Origin of the sequence: Lysinibacillus sp. FSL K6-0232 (genome assembly GCF_038008325.1) — a bacterium.
In the GTDB taxonomy this organism is placed as follows: Bacteria; Bacillota; Bacilli; order Bacillales_A; family Planococcaceae; genus Lysinibacillus.
In genome coordinates this window covers 508,804-535,342 of sequence record NZ_JBBOYW010000001.1, presented here as the reverse complement: position 1 = coordinate 535,342, position 26,539 = coordinate 508,804, and the positions used below count along the sequence as shown (strand labels likewise).

At 38.3% G+C, this 26,539-nt stretch carries 21 protein-coding genes, 1 riboswitch and 1 other annotated feature; of the genes, 5 read left to right on the top strand and 16 right to left on the bottom strand.

What is annotated here, in order from left to right:
* Positions 1 to 8 precede the first annotated feature (8 nt).
* Positions 9 to 1,271 carry a threonine ammonia-lyase IlvA gene (gene ilvA / locus MHB42_RS02505; RefSeq protein WP_340804201.1) on the top strand — a complete coding sequence of 421 codons (1,263 nt, stop codon included), beginning with the start codon at positions 9 to 11 and terminating at the stop codon, positions 1,269 to 1,271.
* An 889-nt stretch (positions 1,272 to 2,160) separates the two neighbouring features.
* On the opposite strand, the gene MHB42_RS02500 is transcribed toward ilvA, so the two are convergent.
* The 4 genes from MHB42_RS02500 to MHB42_RS02485 form a co-directional block, all read right to left on the bottom strand.
* Entirely contained in the window at positions 2,161 to 2,334 is a 174-nt protein-coding gene (locus MHB42_RS02500; RefSeq protein WP_340804200.1) for a hypothetical protein, read from the bottom strand.
* A gap of 99 nt (positions 2,335 to 2,433) precedes the next feature.
* A complete protein-coding gene (locus MHB42_RS02495; protein ID WP_340804199.1) occupies positions 2,434 to 3,228 on the bottom strand; it encodes an ABC transporter ATP-binding protein in 795 nt (264 codons plus the stop codon).
* Positions 3,221 to 4,249 (bottom strand): ABC transporter permease, encoded by a 1,029-nt coding sequence (locus MHB42_RS02490; protein ID WP_340808511.1) that lies wholly within the window; start codon positions 4,247 to 4,249, stop codon positions 3,221 to 3,223. Before MHB42_RS02490 ends, MHB42_RS02495 begins: the two co-directional genes overlap by 8 nt.
* An 86-nt stretch (positions 4,250 to 4,335) precedes the next feature.
* The gene (locus tag MHB42_RS02485) at positions 4,336 to 5,355 is read right to left on the bottom strand and encodes an ABC transporter substrate-binding protein (RefSeq protein WP_340804198.1); all 1,020 of its coding nucleotides are present in this window, start codon (positions 5,353 to 5,355) and stop codon (positions 4,336 to 4,338) included.
* Positions 5,356 to 5,670: 315 nt separating this feature from the next.
* Positions 5,671 to 5,715, top strand: a riboswitch (PreQ1 riboswitch).
* Between the two features lie 7 nt (positions 5,716 to 5,722).
* Between MHB42_RS02485 and MHB42_RS02480 the strand changes: the two genes are divergently transcribed.
* Positions 5,723 to 6,205: a QueT transporter family protein gene (locus MHB42_RS02480; RefSeq protein ID WP_340804197.1), complete on the top strand. Its 483-nt coding sequence runs from the start codon at positions 5,723 to 5,725 to the stop codon at positions 6,203 to 6,205.
* Between the two features lie 73 nt (positions 6,206 to 6,278).
* Positions 6,279 to 6,477: a binding site (T-box leader), on the top strand.
* A gap of 56 nt (positions 6,478 to 6,533) precedes the next feature.
* Positions 6,534 to 7,697 (top strand): tryptophan synthase subunit beta, encoded by a 1,164-nt coding sequence (trpB, locus tag MHB42_RS02475; RefSeq protein ID WP_340804195.1) that lies wholly within the window; start codon positions 6,534 to 6,536, stop codon positions 7,695 to 7,697.
* Between the two features lie 52 nt (positions 7,698 to 7,749).
* Here trpB and MHB42_RS02470 read toward each other — a convergent pair whose 3' ends face one another.
* A complete protein-coding gene (locus MHB42_RS02470) occupies positions 7,750 to 8,703 on the bottom strand; it encodes an L-threonine 3-dehydrogenase (RefSeq protein ID WP_340804193.1) in 954 nt (317 codons plus the stop codon).
* Positions 8,704 to 9,035: 332 nt separating this feature from the next.
* The gene (locus tag MHB42_RS02465; protein WP_340804192.1) at positions 9,036 to 10,706 is read right to left on the bottom strand and encodes a HAMP domain-containing methyl-accepting chemotaxis protein; all 1,671 of its coding nucleotides are present in this window, start codon (positions 10,704 to 10,706) and stop codon (positions 9,036 to 9,038) included.
* Positions 10,707 to 10,946: 240 nt separating this feature from the next.
* On the opposite strand from MHB42_RS02465, the gene MHB42_RS02460 reads away from it, so the two are divergent.
* The gene (locus MHB42_RS02460) at positions 10,947 to 12,122 is read left to right on the top strand and encodes an FtsW/RodA/SpoVE family cell cycle protein (protein WP_340804191.1); all 1,176 of its coding nucleotides are present in this window, start codon (positions 10,947 to 10,949) and stop codon (positions 12,120 to 12,122) included.
* A gap of 153 nt (positions 12,123 to 12,275) precedes the next feature.
* Here MHB42_RS02460 and MHB42_RS02455 read toward each other — a convergent pair whose 3' ends face one another.
* The 6 genes from MHB42_RS02455 to MHB42_RS02430 form a co-directional block, all read right to left on the bottom strand.
* Positions 12,276 to 13,685 (bottom strand): amino acid permease, encoded by a 1,410-nt coding sequence (locus tag MHB42_RS02455; protein WP_340804190.1) that lies wholly within the window; start codon positions 13,683 to 13,685, stop codon positions 12,276 to 12,278.
* A 246-nt stretch (positions 13,686 to 13,931) separates the two neighbouring features.
* Entirely contained in the window at positions 13,932 to 15,452 is a 1,521-nt protein-coding gene (locus tag MHB42_RS02450; protein WP_340804188.1) for a CoA-acylating methylmalonate-semialdehyde dehydrogenase, read from the bottom strand.
* 13 nt (positions 15,453 to 15,465) lie between these two features.
* Entirely contained in the window at positions 15,466 to 16,584 is a 1,119-nt protein-coding gene (ald, locus tag MHB42_RS02445) for an alanine dehydrogenase (RefSeq protein ID WP_340804186.1), read from the bottom strand.
* 11 nt (positions 16,585 to 16,595) lie between these two features.
* Positions 16,596 to 17,945 carry an aspartate aminotransferase family protein gene (locus tag MHB42_RS02440; RefSeq protein ID WP_340804184.1) on the bottom strand — a complete coding sequence of 450 codons (1,350 nt, stop codon included), beginning with the start codon at positions 17,943 to 17,945 and terminating at the stop codon, positions 16,596 to 16,598.
* A 166-nt stretch (positions 17,946 to 18,111) separates the two neighbouring features.
* Positions 18,112 to 19,650, bottom strand: a complete 1,539-nt coding sequence (locus tag MHB42_RS02435) for a PucR family transcriptional regulator (protein ID WP_340804183.1) — start codon at positions 19,648 to 19,650, stop codon at positions 18,112 to 18,114.
* Positions 19,651 to 19,733: 83 nt separating this feature from the next.
* A complete protein-coding gene (locus MHB42_RS02430; protein WP_340804182.1) occupies positions 19,734 to 20,525 on the bottom strand; it encodes a carbon-nitrogen family hydrolase in 792 nt (263 codons plus the stop codon).
* A 186-nt stretch (positions 20,526 to 20,711) separates the two neighbouring features.
* On the opposite strand from MHB42_RS02430, the gene MHB42_RS02425 reads away from it, so the two are divergent.
* Positions 20,712 to 21,881, top strand: coding sequence for a pyridoxal phosphate-dependent aminotransferase (locus MHB42_RS02425; RefSeq protein WP_340804181.1), 1,170 nt, complete (start codon positions 20,712 to 20,714; stop codon positions 21,879 to 21,881).
* Positions 21,882 to 21,994: 113 nt separating this feature from the next.
* Here the strand turns inward: MHB42_RS02425 and MHB42_RS02420 are convergent, their stop codons facing one another.
* From MHB42_RS02420 to MHB42_RS02405, 4 genes are all read right to left on the bottom strand, one after another.
* Entirely contained in the window at positions 21,995 to 23,194 is a 1,200-nt protein-coding gene (locus MHB42_RS02420; RefSeq protein ID WP_340804180.1) for a glycine C-acetyltransferase, read from the bottom strand.
* A gap of 58 nt (positions 23,195 to 23,252) precedes the next feature.
* The gene (locus tag MHB42_RS02415) at positions 23,253 to 24,335 is read right to left on the bottom strand and encodes a nucleotide kinase (RefSeq protein WP_340804179.1); all 1,083 of its coding nucleotides are present in this window, start codon (positions 24,333 to 24,335) and stop codon (positions 23,253 to 23,255) included.
* A 212-nt stretch (positions 24,336 to 24,547) separates the two neighbouring features.
* Positions 24,548 to 25,573 carry a proline racemase family protein gene (locus MHB42_RS02410; protein ID WP_340804178.1) on the bottom strand — a complete coding sequence of 342 codons (1,026 nt, stop codon included), beginning with the start codon at positions 25,571 to 25,573 and terminating at the stop codon, positions 24,548 to 24,550.
* 175 nt (positions 25,574 to 25,748) lie between these two features.
* On the bottom strand, positions 25,749 to 26,450 hold the full coding sequence (locus tag MHB42_RS02405; RefSeq protein ID WP_340804177.1) for an SDR family oxidoreductase: 702 nt from the start codon (positions 26,448 to 26,450) through the stop codon (positions 25,749 to 25,751).
* Positions 26,451 to 26,539 lie beyond the last annotated feature (89 nt).

Genomic DNA, 26,539 nt, shown 5'->3' with positions numbered 1-26,539 from the left:
TGAATATTATGGAAGTTGCTGATACTAAAACCGTGCAAGTGGAGAATGTCCTTATTGCACATCATTTTTTAAAAGATGTAGTTGTGCATACACCACTACAAAAAAACGACTATTTATCCGAGAAATACGGAGCTAATATTTATTTTAAGCGCGAGGATTTACAACATGTACGCTCCTTTAAGCTTCGTGGAGCCTATTATAAAATCAAAAAAATTGAGGACGAGGCTCGCAAGAATGGCGTTGTATGTGCAAGTGCAGGCAATCATGCCCAAGGCGTAGCTTATGCCTGTGCCCAATTAAAAATTCAAGCTAGCATTTTTATGCCTCAAACGACACCAAAGCAAAAAATAGACCAAGTGCGTATGTTTGGCCGCGAGTATGTGGAAATCATTTTAGCAGGTGATACATTTGATGACTCCGCTGAAAGTGCACAAAGCTATTGTGAAGAGCATGGCAAAATCTTTATTCATCCATTCGATGATTTTGATGTTATTGCTGGTCAAGGAACTGTAGCAGTGGAAATTATGAATGATATGGAGGAGCCAATTGACTATGTATTTGGCAGCATTGGTGGCGGCGGCTTAATGTCAGGTGTTTCTGCCTATGTGAAAAACCTTTCTCCTACTAGTAAAATTGTTGGCGTAGAGCCTGCTGGGGCTGGCAGTATGCAGGCTGCTTTTGCAGAAGGCGGCGCAGTAGCACTTGACTGGATTGATAAGTTTGTTGATGGGGCTGCTGTAAAATGCGTTGGGCATCACACATACAATGTTTGTCGTCGTTATTTAGACGATATTGTGCTTGTCCCTGAAGGAAAAGTCTGTACAACGATTTTAGATTTATATAATAAGCATGCAATTATTGCTGAGCCTGCTGGGGCATTATCAGTAGCAGCACTCGATTTTTACAAAAAGGAAATTAAAGGAAAATCTGTTGTTGTCATTATTAGCGGTGGTAATAATGATATTGGCCGTATGCAGGAAATTAAAGAAAAATCTTTAATTCACGAAGGTTTATTATACTACTTTATTGTTAGCTTCCCTCAGCGTGCAGGGGCACTTCGCCAATTCCTAACAAGCGTGCTTGGACCAAACGATGATATTACAACGTTTGAGTATACAAAGAAAAACAATAAGGAAAGCGGTCCTGCCCTAGTTGGTATCGAGCTCGGCAATCGTGAGGATTATGAAGGCTTACTTGCTCGAATGGACGAATTCGGCTTCAAATACAAAGAAGTTAACAACGACATTCAACTATTTGGCTTACTAGTTTAAAATGAAAAGTCTCACTTCTCAAACAGGTGAGGCTTTTTATTTTTGCGTTTATCGCCTAACTTATTAGTTTTATCACCCAACTAATAAGCCACACTATCTGATCGCTACGATAGCTTGCTTATGTGCAGGTATAATATATTTTCTATGTTTATTGCTTCCCACTATTTCAAATTTTAGCTTCTGTAAAAAATAATATGCTGTCTTGCTAGATGAGCTATTAAAAACATCGCAAAATTGTATATTTGATATTTCATTTCCATGTAATAAACGATACTCTTGTAATGCTGTTAAAAATGATTGTTTATCAATTTTTTTGACAATGTGAGCATAATGCCCCCTTCTTTAATTCATGCCTAGCAATAGCAGGGTTCCATGTAGAAGGCTTATGCATCCTCAATAGATAGGCTGCAAGTTCACCCAATTCATGTTCACTCAAATAGATATGAGCAGATTGCTTGAGCAATTATTCTATTTTCTCAAGTAAACCACTCATATGCAAAATAGGCTGCGAGAATAGGCTAGAGGACATCACCATATTTGGGTTTGCAGCAACAACTAAATACTTAATAGGCATAACGCAGCCTTGCTCGTATAAAAGCTTGTGTAAAAATTGAGCATGTCGCTTTACCTGATCAAAAGGATTTCGAAGGCCATCTATTTTCCCATCAACATGTATTCAAATAAATTGATGTTTGTCCTTCATATACTCAACACGACCAACAATGTTTTTAATCTTCATTACTAAGATACAATTTTGTGTTAAAAACAAAGTATCCATTTGATAGATGGATTGAAACTCCATGTCATGTAGTAAAACATAAGGCTACTGTAGATTCATCTCCTGCCACACTTGATCAACGCGCTGTTTTCCTGCATAGCCAGCTCTTGCTCATCTTAGCATTTCCTGAAAATACTCATAGCTAGCATGATTCTTTGGCAATCTTCTTTCAAGTGCTTCTAAGACCAACAGCTTACAAGACTTCTCTCGCTGTTTCACAAACATCATTTCACCTCCTTCCCCAATTGCATGCTTAACAGCAGCTTCTGCTCGATTATCGCCCAATCCCCCTTTATTTAGCAGCCAAAATATTAAAAACCCCGTAAAAGTTAGATGGATGTCTAACTTTTACGGGGCAGATCAATTGCTCCTCGCCTGTTTTATTTAACCTAGTAAAGCACGGTCTGAATTCATTTTTTCGCCACGAATGCGCTCAAATTCAGCCATTAAATCAGGAATGGTTAATGTATGCTTACGGTCTTCTTCAACTTCCAAAATAATTTGACCTTTATCCATCATAATCAAACGATTGCCTAAATCTAATGCTTGTTGCATATTATGCGTTACCATTAATGTCGTTAGCTGATCTTTGTCGACTAAATACTTTGTAATGCGAGTAATTAACTCTGCACGAGATGGATCAAGTGCCGCTGTATGCTCATCCAGCAATAAAATAGATGGCTTCGTGAATGTTGCCATTAACAACGACAATGCTTGACGCTCACCGCCTGATAGCAAGCCTACCTTTGCTGACAAACGATTTTCAAGGTTTAAGCCAAGCATCTCCAAAGACTCTTTAAAAAATTCTCGACGCTTTTTATCTACACCTCTACGTATTCCTCTATTCTTATTGCGAGAGTATGCCAGTGCTAAATTCTCCTCAATCGTCATCGTCGGTGCTGTACCTGCCATTGGGTCTTGAAAGACACGACCAATATATTGCGAGCGCTTATATTCAGGTAAACCTGTTACATCATTGCCATCAATGGATACTGTACCAAAATCAGGTGTTAAGGCTCCTGAAATCATATTCATCATTGTTGATTTCCCTGCACCATTACTACCAATAATTGTGACAAAATCACCTGGCTGTAAATGTAGATTAATCTCTGCAAGTGCAATTTTTTCATCAGGTGTTCCTTCGTTAAAAACTTTATTAATGCCATGTAATTTAAGCAAGGCCTTTCCCTCCCTGCTCTACTGCCTTAACCTGTGCAAGCTCTGCCGCACGTTTAGCTTTCCGCTTACGCTCTTTGCCCTTATTAATAAACTGCGGTAAAATAAGCGCTAAAATAACGATAATCGCTGTAATTAACTTCATATCTCCTGAATCAAGGAAATCTACACGCAATGCTAGTGCTAAAATAATACGGTAAATAATAGCACCTGCAATTACAGCAAACGTTGTGCGGATAATTGTCTTTGTGCCAAAAATAGCTTCCCCAATAATAACAGATGCAAGACCAATAACAATCATACCAATCCCCATACTAACATCTGAGAACTTTGAATATTGTGCGATTAAAGCTCCAGAAAATGCGACAAGTGCATTGGAAAGTCCTAGCCCTAAAATAATAAGTGTATCTGTATTTGCTGAGAAGCTGCGAATCATTCGCTTATTATCACCAGTTGCTCGGATAGCTAGCCCGACCTCTGTTTTTAAGAACCAATCTGCTAATAACTTAATAACAATTGTAATGAGTAATACGATGATCATTACGCTCCATGTAGCTGGTACTTTTTGAAGACCAATGCTTGTTAATAAATTATTAAGAGCAGTGTCGATGCCTAAGTTACTCCAAAATGCTTGAAACTTAGAAAATATTGTTTCTGAATTTAACAATGGAATATTCGGACGACCTATCGTATTTTCTGCAGTTAACCCCATAATTCGTAGGTTAATAGAATATAAAGCAATCATCATTAAAATCCCTGATAATAGCGGGTTAATCTTCCCTTTTGTGTGAAGAATTCCTGTCATACATCCAGCAATAAATCCAGCAACAATTGCCACCAAAGTTGCTAAGACGGGATGGTAGCCAAGCAGAACCATTGTTGCTGCTGTAGCCGCCCCTGTTACAAAGCTTCCATCAACGGTTAAGTCTGGAAAATCTAACACTCGAAACGTTAAATATACACCAAGTGCCATAATTGCATAGATGATTCCTTGCTCCACTGCGCCAAATAATGCTAAAAACATTGTTGAATCATCTCCTAAATTTCTTGTATTCATCCTGTTGTTAAATGAAGATAAAGCGGAGAAGTTTCCTCCGCTTTGCTTTTTACTTATTCTAAAATTTCCGCACCCCAAGAATCTTGAATTTCGATACCTAGGTCATCCGCTACTTTTTTATTAATTAATAGCTTTAAGTTTTGTGGATATTGTGCAGGTGTATCAGCAGGTGTTGCTTCACCCTTCAAAATTTTCACAGCCATTTGTCCTGCTTCATAGCCAATATCGAAATATTCAAAGCCATAAGCAGCTAAGCCACCACGTGCAACAGAGTCTAATTCTCCTACAATCAGCGGTAATTTATTTGTATTAGCAACATCAATAACAGATTCTAAAGCAGAAACAACTGTGTTATCTGTAATAATATAGAAAGCATCTACTTTACCAATTAACGATTCTGTAGCCTGCTTAACATCCGCTGAAGTAGCTGCTGATGCTTCTTCTACTGTTAAGCCTTGCTCATCCATCACCTTTTTCACTTCCGTTACTTGTGCAACAGAGTTTTGTTCACCAGCATTGTAAACCATACCTACTTTTTCCGCGCCAAGCTCTTTGAAGAATGCTACTGTTTTAGCAATTGTTTCAGGATGTAAATCAATTGTACCTGTCACATTTTTCCCTGGCTTCTCCATTGATTCAATTAGCTCTGCGCCAATAGCATCTGTAACAGATGTAAAAATAATTGGAATATCACTTGTAGCTGTTGCTGCTGCTTGAGCAGAAGGTGTAGAGTTTGCAAAAATTAAATCAACATCTGCTCCTACTAAATTGTTTGCAATAGTAGAGTTAAGGCTATTATCACCTTGTGCAATTTGTGCATCGTACTCAACCTTTAAGCCGGCATCATCAATCGCCTTTTTAAAACCTTCTGTTGCAGCATTTAATGATGGATGCTCTACAATTTGTGTAATCCCGATTTTATATGTTGTTTCTGCTGCTTTCTCACTTTCACTTGCGTTATTTTTTTCATCTCCACTTGAATCAGATGAACCAGAGCCACCATTGCCACATGCAGCTAATAGTAAAACTAATCCAAACAATAGGAATGAAAACTTTTTCATATTGCTTTTCACAAATAATCCCCCCGACTATCTCTCAAATATCTATCACACTTTATCTAAACAAAGTGTGAATGTATCGCTATATTATCGTTAATTACTAAGCTTCGTCAATAACATTATGAATGTTCTGACTTTTAAATTTGACAAAATATTTTAGTTTTTCTATCAATTTGTCGCTTTAAACTGCTAAATTGCGCTATTTTTAATAATTGTTGACCTTTTTTATCTCCTAAAAATTTTTTATGACAATTTTGCGACAATAGATAATTAAAGAACATATATTTGACTTTCTATAGGTATTTATACTAAAATATTAGTTTGTGTAAAAGCACCGTGGTTCGAGAACCTCCCACGAAAAAAAACTAAGGAGAAATGCATTATGAAGATAAAATTTTTAGCAGCAAGTGGTATTATTGCGGCATTATATATTGCTGTCACAATGCTTGTTGCGCCGTTTGGCTTTACAGAGGTACAGTTCCGCATATCAGAGATTTTTAACCATTTAGTAGCCTTTAATCCACGCTTTGCCGTAGGAATCATTATTGGTGTATTTATTTCCAATCTGTTCTCACCGCTTGGCGTTTACGATTTAGTCTTTGGTGTTGGTCATTCTATCATTACACTTGGACTGTTTATTGTAATCTGTAAATTTGTTAAAAATATATGGGCACGTTTAATTATCAATACATTGTTATTTACATGCACAATGTTTATTATTGCCTTTGAGCTGAATCTAGCTTTAGAGCTTCCATTCTTCTGGACTTGGCTAACTGTTGCAGCAGGCGAGTTTGTTGTGCTAGCCGTTGGAGCCCCGATTATGTATATTTTAAATAAACGCCTTCATTTCGAACATTTGATTTAACAGACGAGTCTTTGTAGATTCGTCTTTTTTTGGCTTGACACTATTCTGAATATACTCTACAATTCTTTCTAAACTAAATGCGAGGAAGAAGAATAGTAGCAAGCATTGTTACTTTAAGAGAGCTGGTGGACGGTGCAAACCAGTAGTACAAACTTGTGAATGGACTTCAGAGCAGCCTTATTAAATGCAAGGCCGAATCACTCCCCGTTATCGGAGTAAAAGCGCGCAAAAAATTGCGAATAAAGGTGGCACCACGGTTACTCGTCCTTTGAATAAGGGATTGGAGTGACTTTTTTTATGGAAAAAAGTGTAGAGGAGTCGAGTAAAGATGAGTACAGTAACAGAAAAGGCAGGATATTTTGGTGAATTCGGTGGAAGCTTTGTACCAGAGGAGCTTCAGCATGTCTTAAATATTTTAGATGAGAACTTCCAGAAATTTAAAGATGATAGTGATTTTAAGCAAGAGCTAGATTATTATTTCCGCGAATATGTAGGGCGTAAATCCCCTCTTTATTTTGCAGAAAATTTAACAAAGCAATTAGGTGGCGCAAAAATTTATTTAAAGCGGGAAGACCTAAATCATACAGGCTCACATAAAATCAACAATGTATTAGGACAAATTTTATTAGCAAAGCGTATGGGGGCAAACCGTGTAATTGCCGAAACAGGCGCTGGTCAGCACGGTGTAGCAACAGCTACAGCTTGTGCTATGTTTGGCATGGATTGCACGATCTATATGGGGCTAGAGGATACAAAACGTCAAGCGTTAAATGTGTTTCGGATGGAGCTGCTTGGTGCAAAGGTTGTGGCTGTCGATAAAGGGCAAGGGCGACTAAAAGATGCGGTAGATGAAGCATTCGCAGATTTAGTAGAAAACTATAAGACAACCTTCTATTTACTAGGCTCTGCGGTTGGGCCACATCCCTTCCCTTCAATGGTGAAGCATTTCCAATCGGTGATTAGTCGGGAAAGTCGCGAGCAAATTTTAGAAAAGGAAGGTAAACTACCAACAGCTGTACTTGCTTGTGTTGGCGGTGGCAGTAATGCAATTGGTTCATTTGCTGAGTATATTGCAGATGAAGCTGTTCGTCTTATCGGTATAGAGCCAGATAAAGCGGCTACATTAAATGAAGGAACACCAGGTACACTGCACGGCTTTAAATGCTTAGTGTTGCAGGATAGCGAAGGTAATCCGCTACCAACCTATTCAATTGCTGCTGGCTTAGATTATCCAGGTGCAGGACCTGAGCATAGCCATTTAAAAACAATTGGACGTGCTGAATATGTTACTGTTTCGAATGAGGAAGTGCTAGAGGCATTTCAGGTGCTTTCAAAGGTTGAGGGGATCATCCCTGCTCTTGAAAGCTCGCATGCTGTAGCGCATGCACTAAAACTAGCCCCAACTTTATCTTCTGAAGAAAGTATTATTATTAATATTTCAGGTCGTGGCGATAAAGATGTGGAGCAAGTTTTCCATATGTTAAATCAATAACTATAGAACAGAGCGACTTCCCGTTAAAGGAAATCGCTCTTTTTTATCCAAATTATGAAATGGCTTTTTTATGCAGTTTAATTTTTAGTTTTTCTAGCATATCTGCAGTCATTCTAGCTAAATCATACTCTGCTTTAAAGCTCCACTCATTTTGAGCTGCTTCGATATTTAAAGAATTTGGCCAGCTATCTGCAATAGCTTGACGTACTGGATCAACATCATACCCCATTGTAAAATGTGGTAAATGCTTTTTAATTTCTGCAGCTAGCTGTGACGGTTCAAAGCTCATCGCTGTAATATTAAATGCATTGCGATGAACTAATTTGCTGCCATCTGCCTCCATTAAATCTACAATCGCCTGCAATGCATCTGGCATATACATCATATCCATATACGTGCCCTCTTGAATATAAGATGTATATTTACCTTGTTCAATGGCTTCATAGAAAATTTCTACCGCATAATCCGTTGTCCCGCCACCTGGAGGTGTTACATAAGAAATTAAGCCAGGGAAGCGTACCCCGCGTGTATCTACACCAAAACGATTAAAATAATAATCACATAATAATTCACCTGCTACTTTATTGACCCCATACATTGTTGTTGGTCGTTGCAGTGTATCTTGTGGTGTATTTTCCTTTGGTGTAGATGGACCAAATGCACCTATTGAGCTTGGCGTGAAAAATTGCATATTTAGCTCGCGCGATACCTCTAAAGCATTCATTAATCCACCCATATTTAAGTTCCAAGCTAATAACGGATTACGCTCAGCAGTAGCGGATAATAATGCCGCTAGATGCATCATCGTATCTGCACCAAAGCCCTTTGCTAAATCATGCATTCTTTGTCCATCTGTCACATCCAATACTTCAAATGGTCCCTTAGTATATTCAAGCTTTCGAATATCTGTAGCAAGCACATTGTCCTCTCCATAAATACTACGAAGTTTTTCTACAAGTTCAGAACCAATTTGACCAAGTGCTCCAGTAACCATAATTTTTTTCATTTCTCAAAACCTCCACATATGAACAAATGTACTTTCCACAAGCACAAAAATATATCCATAAACATTGATTTAATAACAATTCTATTGAAATCAATTATAATGTGTTCGTTTTGAAAATACAACCATTATATTATTAATATCTATAAAAAGAACACACAATCCCTTATCATCTAGTATATGAATACTTAAAAATCTTGTGCTACAAAAAGCTCCAAAATACAATTGTACACTTCAAAAGGACAAATATATATATTTTATTAACAAAATTTGCACGAAAAAAAGAAATCTTCTTTGCAGCTCTTTACAAAGAAAATTTCTTTTCACCTAAGGGTTTATATTGAAAATCGCTTTACTGCTAGTTGTAATACTTTTGAAACTTTACGCAGTTCTTTAATATAATTATGGAATTGCTGCTGGGCTGTTAACTGCTCGGCTGTTAAGGCAGCAACATGCTTTGTTGACTGCGCATTTGTATTGGATAATGATGTTAGCATTACCGCATCCTCACTAACCGTTTTGGTATGATGGGCAATCTCCTGAACAGTGCTAGATACTTCCATTATATAAGGCTTAATTGTATGTACTTTTTCTAAAATTTGCGCAAAGCTTGATGCTGTTTGTCCTGTTACAGCAACCCCCTTTTCAGTAGCTGCTAGCACACCTGCCATCATTTGCACTGCATAATTTGAATCTACATGAATGTTTTGTACAACGGCTGTAATTGTTTGTGTGGACTGGACTGTTTGCTCTGCCAGCTTGCGTACTTCATTTGCTACAACTGCAAAGCCTTTGCCATGCTCCCCTGCTCTAGCAGCCTCAATAGATGCATTTAATGCTAATAAATTTGTTTGCGCTGTTATTTTTTCTATTACTTCTATCATTTGATCAATCGAGGAGGCTCGTTCAACGAGATTCGATATAGCTGTATTGGATTTTTCAACTGCCTGCTTAATTACCTGCATTTGCGTTAAGTTTGCTTGTACAATATCCGTGCCGCTTTCTGCATCTTGAGCTGTTTTGTATGCAAAGCTTTCAACCACCTGAACTTTCTCTAAAATAACTTGAACATCATTTAAAACTTCCTCTAAAGAAGCTGTATTAGATGCCAATTTGCTTGTAGAGGCGGCTGTAGAATCTGATATTGATTGTACATCCTTTGCTATCTTAATAGTTGTTGTGGATGATTGCTCTGAGGAGTCCTGTAATTTCCCTGTCATTTTCTCCACTTCATAAGCACTATCTGTTACTGTATGTAGCAAGCGTTTTACCTCTGTTGTCATTTGATTGTAAGACATTGCAACTTCTCCAAGCTCATCATGGGCAACATAGCTTGCATTTGCTGTGAAATCGCCTTGTTCAGCCCGTTTTAACAATGCCTTCAATTGACGTGTTGGTACATTCACAGCCTTTGTTGCAATTAAACCAATAATAATGACTAGTAGCGCGACCGTTACACATACTCCACCTAATAGCCAATACCCAAACTGCACATCCCTTTGATATGTTTGTTGTTGTGTTTTTGCTCGTTGAACTAAATAGTTCTGTGTTTCTTCTAGTAATGTATGGCTCTCTTGACTAATTGGTAAAAATGACTGTGTATAAAATTGTTCATGCTCATCTTTATGAAGTTGCTGATAGTCTTTCATTAATTCTTCCTGCTGTGCTAGTAAAGATTTATACTTTTTAATTTGATGGCTCATTTTTTTATCTATATCTTGGCTTGCTAAACGCTCTAAAGGCTGATCCATATTTTTCAAAATAGCCACCACTTCTTGATAGGCCCCCTGTGAATCGACCATCCAATCTAATTGACGCTGTGACTCCTCTAGCTCATTAAGCCATCCCATTGGAATAAGCCCTTGTGTATAGCTCTCACTTGCATGCCATGACATTTTCCTTAAATAATCAACGCTAAATATACCTATCAAAATATTCGATAACACACAAACAATCATCAGTATCACTAATTTGTCCTTTACCTTTATAAAACGAAACAAATGCATGATTTTTCGGCTCCTTCTCCAACTCTCACCACTAATCATAGTCTGGATATATAAAGCCAGTGTTATATTTTTGTAAAGACTACGCAAAGAATTAAGAACTTATACCCATCATCTAGGTCATTTACTCTAACATCAAGCAGTGCCATATTTTTTAATTTATTGGTATTCAGCTACTAATATTCGCAACCTTCCACACATTGCCACCGTTTATACTATTAGTGTATATAGGAGGTGTTATATTTGACGCAATTGAAAAGATTGGATGGAAGCTTAGTTGCGGCGCTTCTTCTACTTGGTGGTATTAGCTGCCTTTTTGTCTATTCAAGCAGTACCAATTTTGAGCAATACGCAAGCTCTTTTATCATAAAGCAATTTATATTTTATAGCATTGGGTTTGCAATGATGTTCGCCATATCCTTACTTGATATTGAACAGCTAAAGAAGATTGGTTGGCCGTTTTATGGATTGATTGTCGCACTTACTGCTGGGCTAATTATTGCCCCTGAAAGTATAGCCCGAACAATTAATCAGGCTAAATCATGGTATCAAATACCGTTTTTAGGCTCGCTACAGCCCTCTGAATTTTTAAAATTTGCTTTTTTAATTGTCGTTAGTAAGGTGATTATTGCGCATCAAGAGAAAAATACACGCCCCTCCTATTTAGCAGACCTATGGCTATTAGTAAAAATCGGATTGATTGTCCTTCCTCCCACATTTCTTGTCTATCGGCAGCCTGATACAGGAATGGTGATGCTCTATATGGCAATGATTTTACCAATGATATTCTTTTCAGGTATTCAACGGAAGCTACTTGTTATTTTTACTGCTATTCCCGTAGTAATGCTCAGTACAGTTATTGTACTTTATATAAGATTTAATGAATTTTTTACGGAGAAAATTTTAGGAGCCCTATCTGGACATCAGGTTTCTCGTATTTATGGCTGGCTACAGCCTTATGAGTATGTAGATTCCTCATTCCAAGTACGGCAAGGCTTTTTAGCGATAGGGTCTGGAGAAATGGCTGGAAAGGGTTACTTAAATAATGATGTTTATGTGCCTGAAAAGCACACAGATTTTATTTTCTCAGCGATTGCTGAGGAATTCGGCTTTATTGGTGGAGCATTTGTTATTATTCTTCTATTCTTTGTCATCTATCGAATTGTATTAATTACAGTTGAGGCAAAAGATCCATTTATGACACTAATGGGAGCTGGTATTTCAAGCTTATTAGCCTTCCAAATTACACAAAATATCGGTATGACAATTGGACTTTTACCGGTTACAGGTGTAACATTACCATTTTTAAGCTATGGCGGAAGCTCACTGTTATCGAATTTTATGCTTATCGGCATTGTAATGATTATTCATAAATCTTATAAAGGCTATATGTTTAAGAACTTAGGAGATGACAAGTAAATGAACACAAGAATGCGATTATTGCTACTATTAGCTGGTGGTAGTTTGTTGCTATTAATTCTTCGTCTTGCCTTTCTTATGCTGTAACACAAAAAAGGTTTCTTAAGTGCTAAACCTAAGAAACCTCGCCTTTTAACCAAACCCTACATTCTATTATTCAAAATCTAACTCTTTTTTAGGAAGAATAGGGCTAGACTCCTCTACTGGCTTCACTAATTTTTTCCGCTGTGTCACTAAATAGAAAAACATAACAACAGCAACAACAACACATGTAAATAAAATTTGCGAGCGCATGGAATCAATAAAGAACATTGCAATTAATAATGCAGTTGTAGCTAGTATTGTGAAATACGTTAAATAAGGGAACAACCACATTTTCACCTTTAACAGTTCAGGATTTTCCTTTTCAATTTTTCGTCGCATTTTTAATTGTGAAAAAGCAATAATTAAGTAAAGAATTAATGTAATCGCACTACAAGAGCTTAGTAAAAACATAAATACTTTATCTGGTGATACATAATTCATAATAACGGCAATATAGGAGAAAAATGTTGCTGCTAATATGGCATTCACAGGTGCACCATTTTTATTTAATTTCAAAAATGCTTTTGGTGCTTCCCCTTTCTCTGCTAGAGAAAAGACCATACGTGATGTTGCATAAAGCGCTGAGTTTAAGCATGATAACACAGCTGTTAAAACAACAAAATTCATAATTTGCGCCGCAGCAGGAATGCCAATATAATCTAATACCGCTACATAAGGGCTTGTTAAAATATCTGAAGAATGCCAAGGTAATAATGTTACAACAACAGCGATAGAACCTACATAGAAAATTAAAATACGCCAAGTAATAGAGTTTGTAGCCTTGGTAACAGCTGCTAAAGGCTCATCTGATTCACCAGCAGCAATCGCTACAATTTCTGTTCCCATAAAGGAAAAAATAACAATAACAACACCCATTAAAACAGCGCCAAAGCCATTTGGTAAAAATCCACCTTGTCCAACTAAATTCGTCATACCAACAGCACTAAAATTCGGGGCAATCCCAAAAATAATAAATGCGCCAAGACCTAAGAAGATGATAATACTTGCAACTTTAATAAGAGAGAACCAATACTCAAATTCACCAAAAGCTTTTACAGAAAGAACATTTGTTAACGTCAATGCCACTGTTAATATCATGCTTAATAGCCATAAAGGAACACCGTCATACCAATATTGAATAATGGCTGCCGCTGCGGTTGCCTCTAATGCAATGGCAACAACCCAGAAAAACCAATACAACCAGCCGATCATAAAGCCTGCCCATGGACCAATAGCTTCATGTGCATAATGGGCAAACGATCCACTTGTCGGATTAACAGCCGCCATCTCACCTAGCATACGCATTACTAAAATAACAATAAATCCTGCAAAGACATACGATAAAATTGCGCCTGGACCAGCCAAGTTAATAACTGAGCCACTTCCCATAAATAGCCCAGCACCGATAACCCCGGCAATGGCAATCATTGTCATATGCCGTTTCTTTAATCCTCTTTTTAAATGCGTTTGTTGCTCCATACTTTCACCTCTTCTTCAAGATTGTGTAATCGCTTACATAAAATCTTACATGTTCTTATATGGTTACGTAATAGACAAAATATAAAATGTTAGACACTTGTTTCACACAAAATGTAAAATAGCATATTTTCGCTTATACAAGTAAAAACAACACATTAAACATAAATATTATTCATTATCTTGTCGAATCCAAAAGAAAAACTACGCAGAAAAATGACATTTTCTGCGTAGTTCTATTTTAATATATTAAGAATTGTTGCTTGGGAACGCAAATGTTGATCCCGTATTTTCAGCAGGTGATAACCAGCGCTCTGAAATCGTCTTTGTTTTTGTAAAGAAACGCGCTTGGTCTGGACCAAACATATGCCCTTCACCGAAACGTGAGCCTTTAAAGCCAGCAAAATTATAGTAGCCAACTGGAATTGGGATCGGGACATTGACACCCACCATACCCACATCAATTTCTGTTGTAAACTTGCGAGATGCAAGACCATCATTTGTAAAGATTGTTACACCGTTTGCTAGTTCATGGCTATTAATTAATGTAATCGCCTCTTCTAATGAATCCACACGTACTACATTACGCACAGGACCGAAAACTTCCTGCTCATAAATTTCCATCCCTGGCTTCACATGGTCTAGCAATGTTGGGGCAAGGAAGAAGCCATTTGATTTTTTCGTAATCTCCGCTTCACGGCCGTCACATACAACAACAGCCCCTTCCTGCTCTCCGCGATTAATAGCAGTCAGCACTTGCTCCTTTGATTGCTGTGAAATCACAGGACCATAATCTGTTTCAGGATTTGTATACACGCCTACTTTTAAAGCATCAATTTTTTGCTTTAAAATTGCTACAATGCGCTCGGCAGTATCCTCTCCAACAGCAATTAGCGTAGAAATCGCCATACAGCGCTGTGATGCTGCACCATATGCTGCACCGATAAAGGCACTTGCTACCTGCTCTAAGTCGGCATCTGGCATTACGACCATATTATTTTTACCACCACCAAGTGCTGTCACACGCTTGCCATATTTCGCACCTGTTTCATAAATATATTTCGCTACAGGTGTAGAGCCTACAAACGAAATCGCTTGAACAGCAGGGTTCTCTAACAGCTCATTAACAGCGTCTTTATCGCCATTTACAACTGTCCAAATACCATCTGGTAAGCCTGCTTGCTTCCATAGCTCACTAACAAATAGAGCTGTCATTGGCACCTTTTCTGATGCTTTTAAAATAACTGCATTCCCAACCGCAATCGCCATACTTGTTTGTGCAAGAGGCACCATAATCGGGAAGTTAAATGGTGAAATAGCTGCTACAACCCCAAGTGGATATTTTGCGGAATAAGCATTAATGCCACCACCAACATTAACAGAGTATTCACCCTTTACTAAATGCGGAGCGCCGATTGCAAGGTCCACTGATTCCAGACCGCGTGTAACCTCTCCCTTTGCATCCTCTACAGTTTTACCGCTCTCTGTACAAATAATTTCGATTAGCTTTTCTTTATTTTCCTCAAGTAGATTGCGGAATTTTAAAACGACTTGTGCACGCCTTGCTACTGATAAATCACGCCAAGCAGGAAAAGCCGCCTGTGCTGTCGCAATTGCATGTTGAGTTTCCTCTTTTGTCGCTAAAGGTACTTTCGCAATCACTTCACCTGTTGATGGATTATAAACATCTCCAAAGCGACCACTTGTACCCGTTACCGCCTCACCATTAATGAAATGTGTCAATTCTTTCACTGAAACTAATTCTGTCATTGTTGAACTCCTCCTAAACTGTTACAAGTGTTTGTAATGGGTTATAAGGCAAGTTATGCGCAATGGCTACTTGCTCATAAACAATTTGACCTTGGTATACATTCAAGCCTAGCGCCAATGGCTTATTTTGTGCAATAGCCCCTTCAACGCCTACATTGGCAAGCAATAATGCATATGGAATTGTATTATTTGTTAAGGCAATTGTAGATGTTCGTGGAACAGCTCCAGGCATGTTACCAACTGCGTAATGAACAACACCATGCTTCACATAAATTGGGTCCTCATGTGTTGTGACACGGTCAGAAGATTCAAAAATACCCCCCTGATCAATTGCCACATCCACTAATACCGAGCCTGGCTGCATTGCCTGAACCATTGCCTCTGTTACTAGCTTCGGTGCTTTTGCTCCTGGGATTAATACCGCCCCAACCACTAAGTCTGCTTCTGCTACTGCTTTCGCAATATTAAATGGATTTGAAATCAATGTTTGAATACTGCGACCAAACTGTGCTTCAAGCTGGCGAAGACGAACAGGATTAATATCTAAAATTGTGACTTGTGCCCCCATACCGATAGCGATTTGTGCTGCATTTTCCCCAGCCATACCGCCACCAATAATCGTTACTTTTCCACGCTCAACGCCAGAAACACCGCCCAATAAAATACCTTTACCGCCATTAATTTTCTCTAAATACTGTGCACCAATTTGCGTAGCCATACGTCCTGCAACCTCACTCATCGGTGATAGCAGTGGTAATGAACGGTCTGGTAATTGTACTGTTTCATAGGCAATTGCCGTAACATTTTTCTCAATCAACGCCTTTGTTAATTCCTCATCTGCCGCTAAATGCAAATAAGTGAATAAAATAAGACCATCACGGAAATATTGGTATTCTGATACAATTGGCTCTTTTACCTTTAATACCATATCAACATTCCATGCTTCACGAGCAGTAGCAACAATCGTAGCGCCTGCTTCTGTATATAACGCATCCGTAAAGCTAGAGCCAGCTCCTGCATTTGTTTCAATAACAACCTCATGTCCAGCCGTTACAAGTGATACCACACCTGCTGGAGTAATTGCGACACGATTTTCTAATACCTTAATTTCTTTTGGAATACCAATACGCATGTTCTTTCCTCCTATTGATGCTGTGCAAAAGCATTTGCCAATGCTTCGACAATTGTATTTTTCTCTTCAATTGTTAACGTAAGTGGTGGTGATAATGTTAGTACATTATTAAAGCCTGCTGTCGTTGTACCATTTTTCCCAATAATGACACCTTGCTTTTTACAAGCAGCAATAATTGCATTTGTATACGAAATATCAACAGGTTTTTTTGTCTGCTTATCTTCAACAAGCTCAATTCCTACTAGTAAGCCTTTACCACGAATATTACCAACATGCGGATGGTTCGCTAAGCGCTCTGTTAGCTCCTCGAATAAAATAGCGCCCATTTCCTCAGAGCGAGTAAATAATTGCTCGCGCTCCATAATTTCAATGTTCTTCAATGCAACGGCACATGCTGCAGGAGAGCCTCCAAATGTATTGACATGGCGTAAAAACTCATAATCACCTGCTGCCATAAATGCTTCATAAATTTCACGCTTTACAGCTGTTGCTGATAGTGGCATATAAGCACTTGTTAAGCCCTTTGCCATTGTAATAATATCAGGCTGCACACCATAGTTTTGGAAACCAAATGCCTTACCTGTACGACCAAAGCCACAAATTACCTCGTCGACAATCATCAATGCGCCATGCTTATCACAAACTTCACGAATGCCCTTTAAATATTGGTCATTTGGTACAAGTACGCCACCACCTGTAATAATTGGCTCCATAATCATTGCTGCAATCGTTTCAGATAGCTCCCATGTCATTGTACGGTCTACCTCTTGAACAGAAGGCAAATCAATTGGATTTTCCACTTCCTCAGGTGAACGATACATATCAGGCGGTGTTACATGTAAGAAGCCAGGTGCTAATCCTTCATACTTAAATTTACGCTGTGCCTGCCCTGTTGCTGCAAGTGAAGCACTTGTATTACCATGATACGCACGGTAGCGTGAAATGATTTTTGTACGCTCATGCTGCCCTGTTTGCTTATGGTATTGACGAGCAATTTTAAAGGCTACCTCGTTTGCCTCAGAGCCGCTGTTTGAATAGAAAACAACATAGTCGCCACCAAGCAACTCACTAATTTTTTCACTCAATAAAATGGCTGAAGTATGACTATAGGAAAGCGGTGTATAGCAGTTTTGCACAAGCTGATTGTAAGCTGCCTTTGCAATTTCCTCACGACCGTAGCCAACATTGACACACCATAAACCTGCCATCGCATCTAAATAACGGTTGCCATCAATATCTGTTACCCAAACCCCTTCTGATTTTTCGATAATCATTGTATTTTGGGGATTATATGGACTCATTGCATGCCAGACAAATTGTTCATCCTTTGTACGCCAATCGAAATCCGTTGCATTTTTCATATTCATCGTGCCTCCCTGTATTAGTTGGTATGTTTAGTATGCATGAAAGTGGAAGGGCTTTCATTAGTCAAAGTGTAAGATCATTTAGACAAAACATATAACAAAATGGCAAGTCTATAAAAAGGGGCGTTTCAAATAACATTTGAAACCCCCTTTTCTTGCTATGCTATTCATCAATAAGGCGCAGCATCAGCTCTAACGCTAAGCGCTGATCCCCCTTCATAAAATCCTTGCCAATAATCGATTCAATTTTCTCTAAACGATGGTATAGTGTTTGTCGTACAATAAATAACTCCTGTGCCGTTTCCTTTTTTAAGCCATTCATTTCCAAATATTTCTTTAATGTGCGCACTAGTTGACCATTAAATTGCTGGTCATATTCAAATAAGGGGGACAAATACTGTCTGGCAACATCTAAAAAAACCTTATCCTTCCGCAATTGTAAAAGCATATGCTGTAATGGTAGGTCATCAAAAAAATAGGAAAGGCTTTTATTATGCTTACGAATAAAAATCGTATTTTTCGCCGTTTCATAGCTTCTAAATATATCTTGCGGGCTGTTGACATAATGACCAAAGCCAACAATATTTGGCATATCCTCTTGGCTTTTCTCATTCATTTCCCTTACCACCGCTTCAAGCCGTTCCTTATAGTCATTTTTCCCCCACATATCCGCTATCATAAAAATTAACTCTCGATTTTCTTCAACTGTACATGAAAAAAATCCATGTTTCTCTAAAATATTATGTATAAATAATTTATGGTACGTTAGATTTTGATTTTTATTGAATCTTGTAATATGCTGTATCATCACAATCCATGAACACCTTATTGTTTTAGGCGCATAATCCTCCAAAAATAATTGGATATCTTGCATTGTTAATTCATTGTGCAGCCATTGTGTCAAAATTAAACGATTTTCATTACCCTGCTTTTCATCAATATATAAATCTCTTAATAAATAATTCGCCAAAGCTACACTTGTACGATCTAAAATTAACGTATCCAACTCCGTTAAAATCCGATTGACAGAATAGATATAAATTGTGCCATATTTTTGTTGTAATAAATAAATATCCTTTGATAGAAAATGCTCTGTGTTACTAGACGCTGTCTGCTTTAAACGATGAAATAGTGCTTGTTGTGTATTCGGAATATATAAAGTGTCTTCTCCCTTTAATTCAAAAGCAATCGATACATTTAAATACTTATGCATCCTCATTAACAATTGCTCATAATTTGTTGCATATAACGCAAGCTTATGTAAATCCTGCGCATAGGATTCTAAATGCTGAAGCAGCTCATACTGCTGATTAATCAGCAGTTTATGAATATCTTGTGTAATTTCAACGAATGGTACAATATTTGTAAATGTAATAATAGGAAATTCTAATGCATTCGCACATTGTATAACGCTCTCTGGAATGTGCTCAATATGCTTCCCTAATTCCACGCAAAGACCTGCTGCATCCAATTGAGAAAGCTTTTTTATAAAATCAATAAAAACTTCCTCATCTTGAGCAATTGGAATACCTGTCGTTAAAATTAACTCTCCACCCTTCACAAATGTATCAATATCTAAAGATTCTAATATATGCACCCATTTTACATAGCGTTGAAGACTACCATGTCCTGCAACGACCTTTGTCTTTTCAAAATGCTTTCTCATCATTATTGATTCAATTGTTAATAAAAATTCAGTCATATGATTGTTAGTATTCCTTTCTATCATCTATTTTCAAATGAAGAAAGGCTATCTGCTTTCTTAGCTAAATAGCCTTCTATAATTTATTTTTGAAGAATACCATCATAGAGTGTCGGTCTACGATCATCATAGACAGGGATTCTGCCCCGTACTTCATCAACAATGGAAAAGTCTACATCAATGACAGCTACTTCCTCATCCTCTGCGCCTGTCCATAGTACCTCACCCCATGGCTGAATAATCATTGACTGCCCATTAAAATTTTCTACCTTTTTCGCAATACGATTCACCGCAATAACAAAGCATTGATTTTCAATGGCACGCGCCTGCAGCAATGTTTTCCAATGGTCAATTCGAGGCGTTGGCCATTGTGCAGGCACAAACAGCACCTTCGCCCCCTGCAATGCATGTGCGCGTAGCCATTCAGGGAAACGAATATCGTAGCAAATCACTCCAGCAGCCTCAAGATCACCAAGTGCAAAGCGGTTCATCTCATCTCCCGCCTCTAAATAAAGATGCTCATCCATTAAACGGAAAAGATGTGCCTTGCTATATTCACCGACTAACTCACCATTTTTATCAAATGTATACATTGTATTATAAAATTTCTCGCCTTTTTTTGTTGATACAGAGCCACCAACAATATGTACACCAAGCTCCTTTGATAAATTTGCCAAAAATGCCTTTGTCCGCTCTCCATTCACATCCGCTAGCTCAGGTAGCTTCTCTAATGCATAGCCTGTATTCCACATTTCTGGCAGCACAACAATCTCCGCTCCCTGCTGCACGACCTCACGAATTTTCTCCTCAGCGCGCACAAAATTTTCCTCTACCTTGCCAAAGCCAACATTTAATTGAATACAACCGATTTTCATGCCCATTCCTCCTCTAAATAGATAACTAAATTTTCATAGTTTTCATTATACTATATGTACTTATCTTCCAAGTAACCTATCTACAACTAATCCTAATAAAGACTAGACAATTCACTAAAAAAATAATAGTATTGGCAACATAATTCTTTAACAATTATTATTATATTCTGAAAAAGGTGAACATACATGGAATTTTCTAAAAAGCTTCAACAACTACCTACTCAATTTTTTGCAGCACTTGCACAAAAAGTAAATACTGCGCTTGAGCAAGGGCGCGATATTATTAATCTTGGACAGGGAAATCCTGACCAACCAACGCCTCCTCATATTATTCAGGCATTACAGAAGGCGGCTGAAAACCCTCAGCATCATAAATATTCGCCATTTCGCGGTATCGCTGAATTACGCCAAGCTGCGGCTGACTTTTATCATCGTGAGTATGGTGTGGACATTGATCCTGACACGGAAGTTGCTGTCCTTGGCGGCACAAAAATTGGACTTGTAGAGCTTCCTTTAGCAATATTAAATCCTGGTGACACAATGCTTTTACCAGACCCAGGCTATCCAGACTACTTATCTGGTGTTGCCCTAGCAGATGTAAATTTTGAAGTGATGCCACTTTTTGCTGAAAATGATTTCTTGCCAGATTACCATGTCTTGCCTGAAGACGCAAAGGAAAAAGCAAAATTATTATATTTAAATTATCCAAACAATCCTACAGGCGGTACGGCAACACTTGAATTTTTTGAGGAAACGGTACGCTTTGCTAAAGAGCATAATATTATCGTGTCACATGATTTTGCTTATGGTGCGATCGGCTTCGATAGCTGCAAACCCGTTAGCTTCTTACAGGCAGAGGGCGCAAAAGATGTTGGCATCGAAATGTATACACTATCCAAAACTTATAATATGGCAGGCTGGCGCATAGGCTTTGCAGTTGGCAATGCCGATATAATCGCTGCCATCAATCTTATTCAAGACCATCTATTTTGTAGCCAATTCCCCGCTGTCCAGCAGGCTGCCGCAGTTGCACTGACAGCCTCTCAGACATGTGCCGATGAATTAAGAGCTACCTATGAGCGCCGTCGAAATGTGCTGATTGAAGAAGCTCATCGCATTGGCTGGCAAGTAACTGCACCAAAAGGCTCCTTCTTCGCATGGTTGCCTGTGCCAGTAGGCTATACAAGTGAACAGTTCGCTGACCTGTTGCTTGAAAAAGCAGATATTGCAGTTGCAGCAGGCAATGGCTTTGGACAATACGGCGAAGGCTATATACGCGTTGGCTTACTCGTTAGCGAGGAACGCTTACGCGAAGCTATTCATAGAATTGAACAACTGCAATTATTTAATCGCTAATATCGGTTGTGCCTCTCCTATCCGTCACTTTTGGCGTTCTATTCGGCAACTCCACTCTCCTATCCACTGAACCATCATAAAAGGCTTCCCCATGAGCGAGGAAGCCTTCTTCTTTATTGAATAACACCTAGTTCACGACCAACTTTTTCGTAAATTGCTAATGCATCGTCTAGCATTTCTTTTGTATGCGCGGCTGTTGGCATATTACGCACACGTCCCGTTCCCTTTGGCACTGTTGGGAAAACAATGGATTTTGCATAAACGCCCTCTTCGAATAAGCGTTTTGAAAACTCCTGTGTTAGCTTTTCATCCCCAATAATACATGGTGTAATTGGTGTTTCAGACTCTCCAATATTAAAGCCTAGCTTCTTAAGCCCTGCCTTTAAATAATCGCCATTTTCCCACAGCTTATCGTGTAGCTCTGTAGAGTCAATCAACATTTGAACAGCTGCTGTAATTGCCGCTACATCACCTGGTGGTAGTGCTGTTGAGAATAAAAATGGACGTGAGCGCACCTTTAACCAATCAATTAAGTTTTTCTTCCCTGCTACATAGCCCCCAACAACACCAATTGCTTTTGACAATGTACCAATTTGGAAGTCGATTTCTTTTTCAAGTCCAAAATGCTTTACAGTTCCTTTACCTTTACCCGTTACACCTGAACCGTGTGCATCATCAACATACGTAATTAAATCAAACTCTTTGGCAATTTCCACAATCTCAGGTAATTTAGCAATATCACCATCCATCGAGAACACACCATCTGTAATAACCATAATTTTATTATATAAGCCTGATTCCTTCGTTGCTTTTGCCTTAGCACGTAAATCCTCCATATCAGAGTGATTATATGCAATAATTTTTGCCTTCGATAAACGACAGCCATCAATAATTGAGGCATGGTTTAATTGATCTGAAAGAATCGCATCGTTTTTATCCATTACAGCAGAAATAGCTGCCATATTACAATTAAAGCCTGATTGATAAGAGATTGCCGCTTCTGTTCCTTTAAATTCCGCAAGCTTTTCTTCCAATTTTACATGCAAATCAAGTGTACCGTTAATTGTCCGAACAGCACCTGCGCCAACACCATATTGAGCAATTGTTTCTTTGGCAATACGCTTTAAATCTTCATTTGTTGCTAAGCCAAGATAATTGTTAGAGGATAAGTTTACAAGATTTTTGCCACGTACTTTAATAATTGGGCCGTTTGCTCCCTCTACTGGATCAATTTCATTGTATAAGCCTTGTTCATGTAAGGCTTGTAGGTTTTCATCTAAAAATGCATTTAATACTTTTGACAAGCGTATCATCCTTTCCTAGGAAAACTGTTCTAGCTCCTAGTTTAGCATAAGCCTGTCATTTGCTAAATTATTTTGTTACCCTTTCAAAGAGTGGTGCTGTTTTTTCGCGCCATAAAGATGTTGACAGACAATGATCTAATAATTCGCGAACCGTATATTCTGCCTCTGCATAGCGCTTCGCATAGCCCATCGCATCCTGCATTGCTTCCTTATATTGTGCTCGAACAGCTTCAATATCAGTTTCGGCTTTCTTTGATAACATACAATGCTGACCAATATCAAATATTCGATCACCTAATCGACCATCTTGTGGGTCAAAAACATGAGGCTCTGTACTATCAAAAATACAGAAGTTTAGCTCTGGAATAATCACCATATCCACAGAGCCTGCATCTAAGCCGCACCAAATAATTTGCGCATCAAGCCCTCTTGCATTCGCCTCATCTGCTAAATCCTTCATTAAAGAAGATTTTCCTGTACCAGGCTTGCCTTTAATCATCAGTCTAGTCGTTATATTTTTAGTAATGCTATCCACTGTATTTTCTGCACCTCTAGGCGTTAACGTTCCTAGTAAACGATGCGTACGAGTACCTGCTTTATTCAAGGTGATAGCTTGAAATAGCTCTGTTTTTAAGCTTGCTACTTGTTCATCCAATGCCTGCCAGTTCATACAGCTTTGCGTGATAATCTCCCATTCATCATGAAGCTTAATAGCATGATTCAGTGTAGCAATGCATTTCTCACGCCAGGATAGACGCTCCTGCATCGCAATCGCAAGCCGTTCACCTGCTTTTTCAAGCTGCTCTGCCTCCAAACAGTCATAAAAAGATAGGACACGATGCTTTGTGCCAAGCAATGTCGGTTCAAGAGCCCATTCAGATGCCCATACAAAAAGTCTATTGCAACCCTTTATATAAACAGCCTCTACAGCATCTTCTAATAAAGCATGCTTAAACCATTCAACACTAAAGCCCTGCTTCACATAGAAATAGCCTAGCTCCTTTAAAAGCTCTGACCCTTTAAAGGTTGGTGCACCTTGCAAAAAATAAACAAGCTCCGCCTCTTCCATCAGCTCTTTATATAAATGTTTCACACCTTGCCCAGTCAATGCGTGTCCGAAGTAATACGTCACATTTCCATTCAACCACATTCCTCCTTCGCCATGCATTATATGAAGAAGCACAAAAAAATATGGCAATGCTGATTAAACAACTGCCACTTTGTTAGAATAGAGGAATTAAGAGGCGAAAGAAAAAGGGGATAGCATCACCATCGTTTTAATAAAACAATACTCTCTATTTAAATTCATAAGGCTATCTAAAAAGTCTATTTTCAGCGACTTTTTAGATAGCCTTGTTTTATTTAAAACCAAATATCACTTACTTGGTGACCATAGGCTATTGGGTCTGTTGGATCAATACCATAATCCATTATGCCAGTAATCCATGCCTGCCCTGCTATAACTGGGATTATTGCTTCTTTTTGAGCAATCGTTGTCCTACGCTCAATATAGCTTTTAAATTTCGTTCCTGTTAATGACTCATTAATAAATAGCTCTTTTTCCTTTATTAAGCCTTTTGCAGCCATCACAGCTAATCGAGCACTAGTACCAGTTCCACATGGTGAACGATCGAGTCTTCCATGGAGAACAACCGTACCATTTTTACTTTCAATACCATTATCCGTACGATGAAGTGGACCTTCAAATATAATATTCGATACACTACGAATCTTGCTATTTTCAGGATGTACAATCTCTAATTGCTCATTTATAGCTTTTTTAACCTTTTGCCCTACTAAACACATATCATGTGCTTCATCTGGCGTTAAATGGAAGCCTAATTTCTCAGCATGAACATGCGCAAACATCATACCGCCATAGGATGTATCCACTTGAATTGTTCCAACCCCCGCTACCTCTATTTCCTGATTTAAATGAATTGGGAAAGCAGGGACATTGGTAAATTCCACCTGCTTTACCTTGCCATTTGCACACATACATCTTACACGAATAAGTCCTCCAGGTGCTTCTAATACCAGGTCAGTAATAGGCTCTTGCATTGGTATTATGCCTGTTTCCAGTAAAACTGTTGCCACACACATTGTATTAGAGCCTGACATTGGCGGATATTCCGTAGTTTCCATGATAATGTATCCCATTTGTGCTTCTGGATGACATGGCGGGACTAAAATATTGGCATTATGGAATGGACCACCACGTGGCTCAAACAGCATCATCGTTCGAATCTCGTCCATATGTTGCTCCATATATTCTTTTTTATCAAACATCGTATCGCCAGGGATATGAGGCATCCCACCAACTATAACATTGCCAACTTCTCCCTCTGCATGTGCACCAACAACACTAATTTTACGTGACCAGTTCATATCATCCCTCCTAAAATTATACTCATCTAATTTTATTATTCTAAATTTTCTTATCAACTTACATGCTGTCATATTTATACGGCAAATATTTTTACAGTTCCTTCTGAATTTAGAATGCACAAACTATCTAATATAAAACTAGGCAACCATTTAACGATAAACAGTTCCTCTTCTATTAATATTGAATATATTTATATTTGTTATTTTTAATAATAATCTCCTCCAACACCATATTATTCCTTTCTATCGTATTTTCAATAATAATATCTGCTACATCATCTGGGTCCATATAGCTTTCCTCTGCCTTAGCACCATCCCATAATTCTGTTTTCATATTTCCCATATATGCCCCAAATACTTTAACTTTTGTCTGCTCTAGCTCAAGCGCTAAGCTTTCAGTAAATCCTCGCGCACCAAACTTACTGGCACTATAAACGGACTCATTTATTTTCCCTCTTTTTCCTGATAAAGAAATAATATTGATGATGCAACCCTGATCTCTTTTCTTCATATCCTTTACTACTTCTTGCGTGCAAAAAATCGTACCTTTTAAATTAATGTCGATCATTTGATGAATAGCTTGTTCACTTATATGTTCAGCGCTATCAAAATCCCCTACACCAGCATTATTGATGAATACATCAATTTGCCCAACTTCCTGCTTAATGGCTTGCATCACTTTACTCACATCGCTCTTTGAAGAAACATCCACTTCATAAATAGCGTAACGATGCTCAAATGATTGTGCTGTTTTCAAAAGCTTCGTTCGCGTACGTCCTAGCAAACATACGTAATATCCCAATTCATAATATTTCTTGGCTAAGGAGGCACCTAAGCCACTTCCAGCTCCTGTAATAGCTACTACTCTCGTATCCATCTAAAAGCTACCTCCAATCATTTTTATCATAGAATATTCAAATATCTTCTGTAAGAATAATCTATTTATGAAAACCTCGCATTAGACAC

Coding starts and splice junctions, on each gene's coding strand:
- MHB42_RS02470 (WP_340804193.1), bottom strand. CDS start 8,703: ATGAAAAAAATTATGGTTACTGGAGCACTTGGTCAAATTGGTTCTGAA.
- MHB42_RS02450 (WP_340804188.1), bottom strand. CDS start 15,452: ATGACAGAATTAGTTTCAGTGAAAGAATTGACACATTTCATTAATGGT.
- MHB42_RS02480 (WP_340804197.1), top strand. CDS start 5,723: ATGAAGATAAAATTTTTAGCAGCAAGTGGTATTATTGCGGCATTATAT.
- ilvA (WP_340804201.1), top strand. CDS start 9: ATGGAAGTTGCTGATACTAAAACCGTGCAAGTGGAGAATGTCCTTATT.
- ald (WP_340804186.1), bottom strand. CDS start 16,584: ATGCGTATTGGTATTCCAAAAGAAATTAAGGTATTAGAAAATCGTGTC.
- MHB42_RS02415 (WP_340804179.1), bottom strand. CDS start 24,335: ATGTGGTTGAATGGAAATGTGACGTATTACTTCGGACACGCATTGACT.
- MHB42_RS02405 (WP_340804177.1), bottom strand. CDS start 26,450: ATGGATACGAGAGTAGTAGCTATTACAGGAGCTGGAAGTGGCTTAGGT.
- trpB (WP_340804195.1), top strand. CDS start 6,534: ATGAGTACAGTAACAGAAAAGGCAGGATATTTTGGTGAATTCGGTGGA.
- MHB42_RS02490 (WP_340808511.1), bottom strand. CDS start 4,249: ATGTTTTTAGCATTATTTGGCGCAGTGGAGCAAGGAATCATCTATGCA.
- MHB42_RS02465 (WP_340804192.1), bottom strand. CDS start 10,706: ATGCATTTGTTTCGTTTTATAAAGGTAAAGGACAAATTAGTGATACTG.
- MHB42_RS02455 (WP_340804190.1), bottom strand. CDS start 13,685: ATGGAGCAACAAACGCATTTAAAAAGAGGATTAAAGAAACGGCATATG.
- MHB42_RS02435 (WP_340804183.1), bottom strand. CDS start 19,650: ATGACTGAATTTTTATTAACAATTGAATCAATAATGATGAGAAAGCAT.
- MHB42_RS02430 (WP_340804182.1), bottom strand. CDS start 20,525: ATGAAAATCGGTTGTATTCAATTAAATGTTGGCTTTGGCAAGGTAGAG.
- MHB42_RS02410 (WP_340804178.1), bottom strand. CDS start 25,573: ATGAACTGGTCACGTAAAATTAGTGTTGTTGGTGCACATGCAGAGGGA.
- MHB42_RS02440 (WP_340804184.1), bottom strand. CDS start 17,945: ATGAAAAATGCAACGGATTTCGATTGGCGTACAAAGGATGAACAATTT.
- MHB42_RS02425 (WP_340804181.1), top strand. CDS start 20,712: ATGGAATTTTCTAAAAAGCTTCAACAACTACCTACTCAATTTTTTGCA.
- MHB42_RS02420 (WP_340804180.1), bottom strand. CDS start 23,194: ATGATACGCTTGTCAAAAGTATTAAATGCATTTTTAGATGAAAACCTA.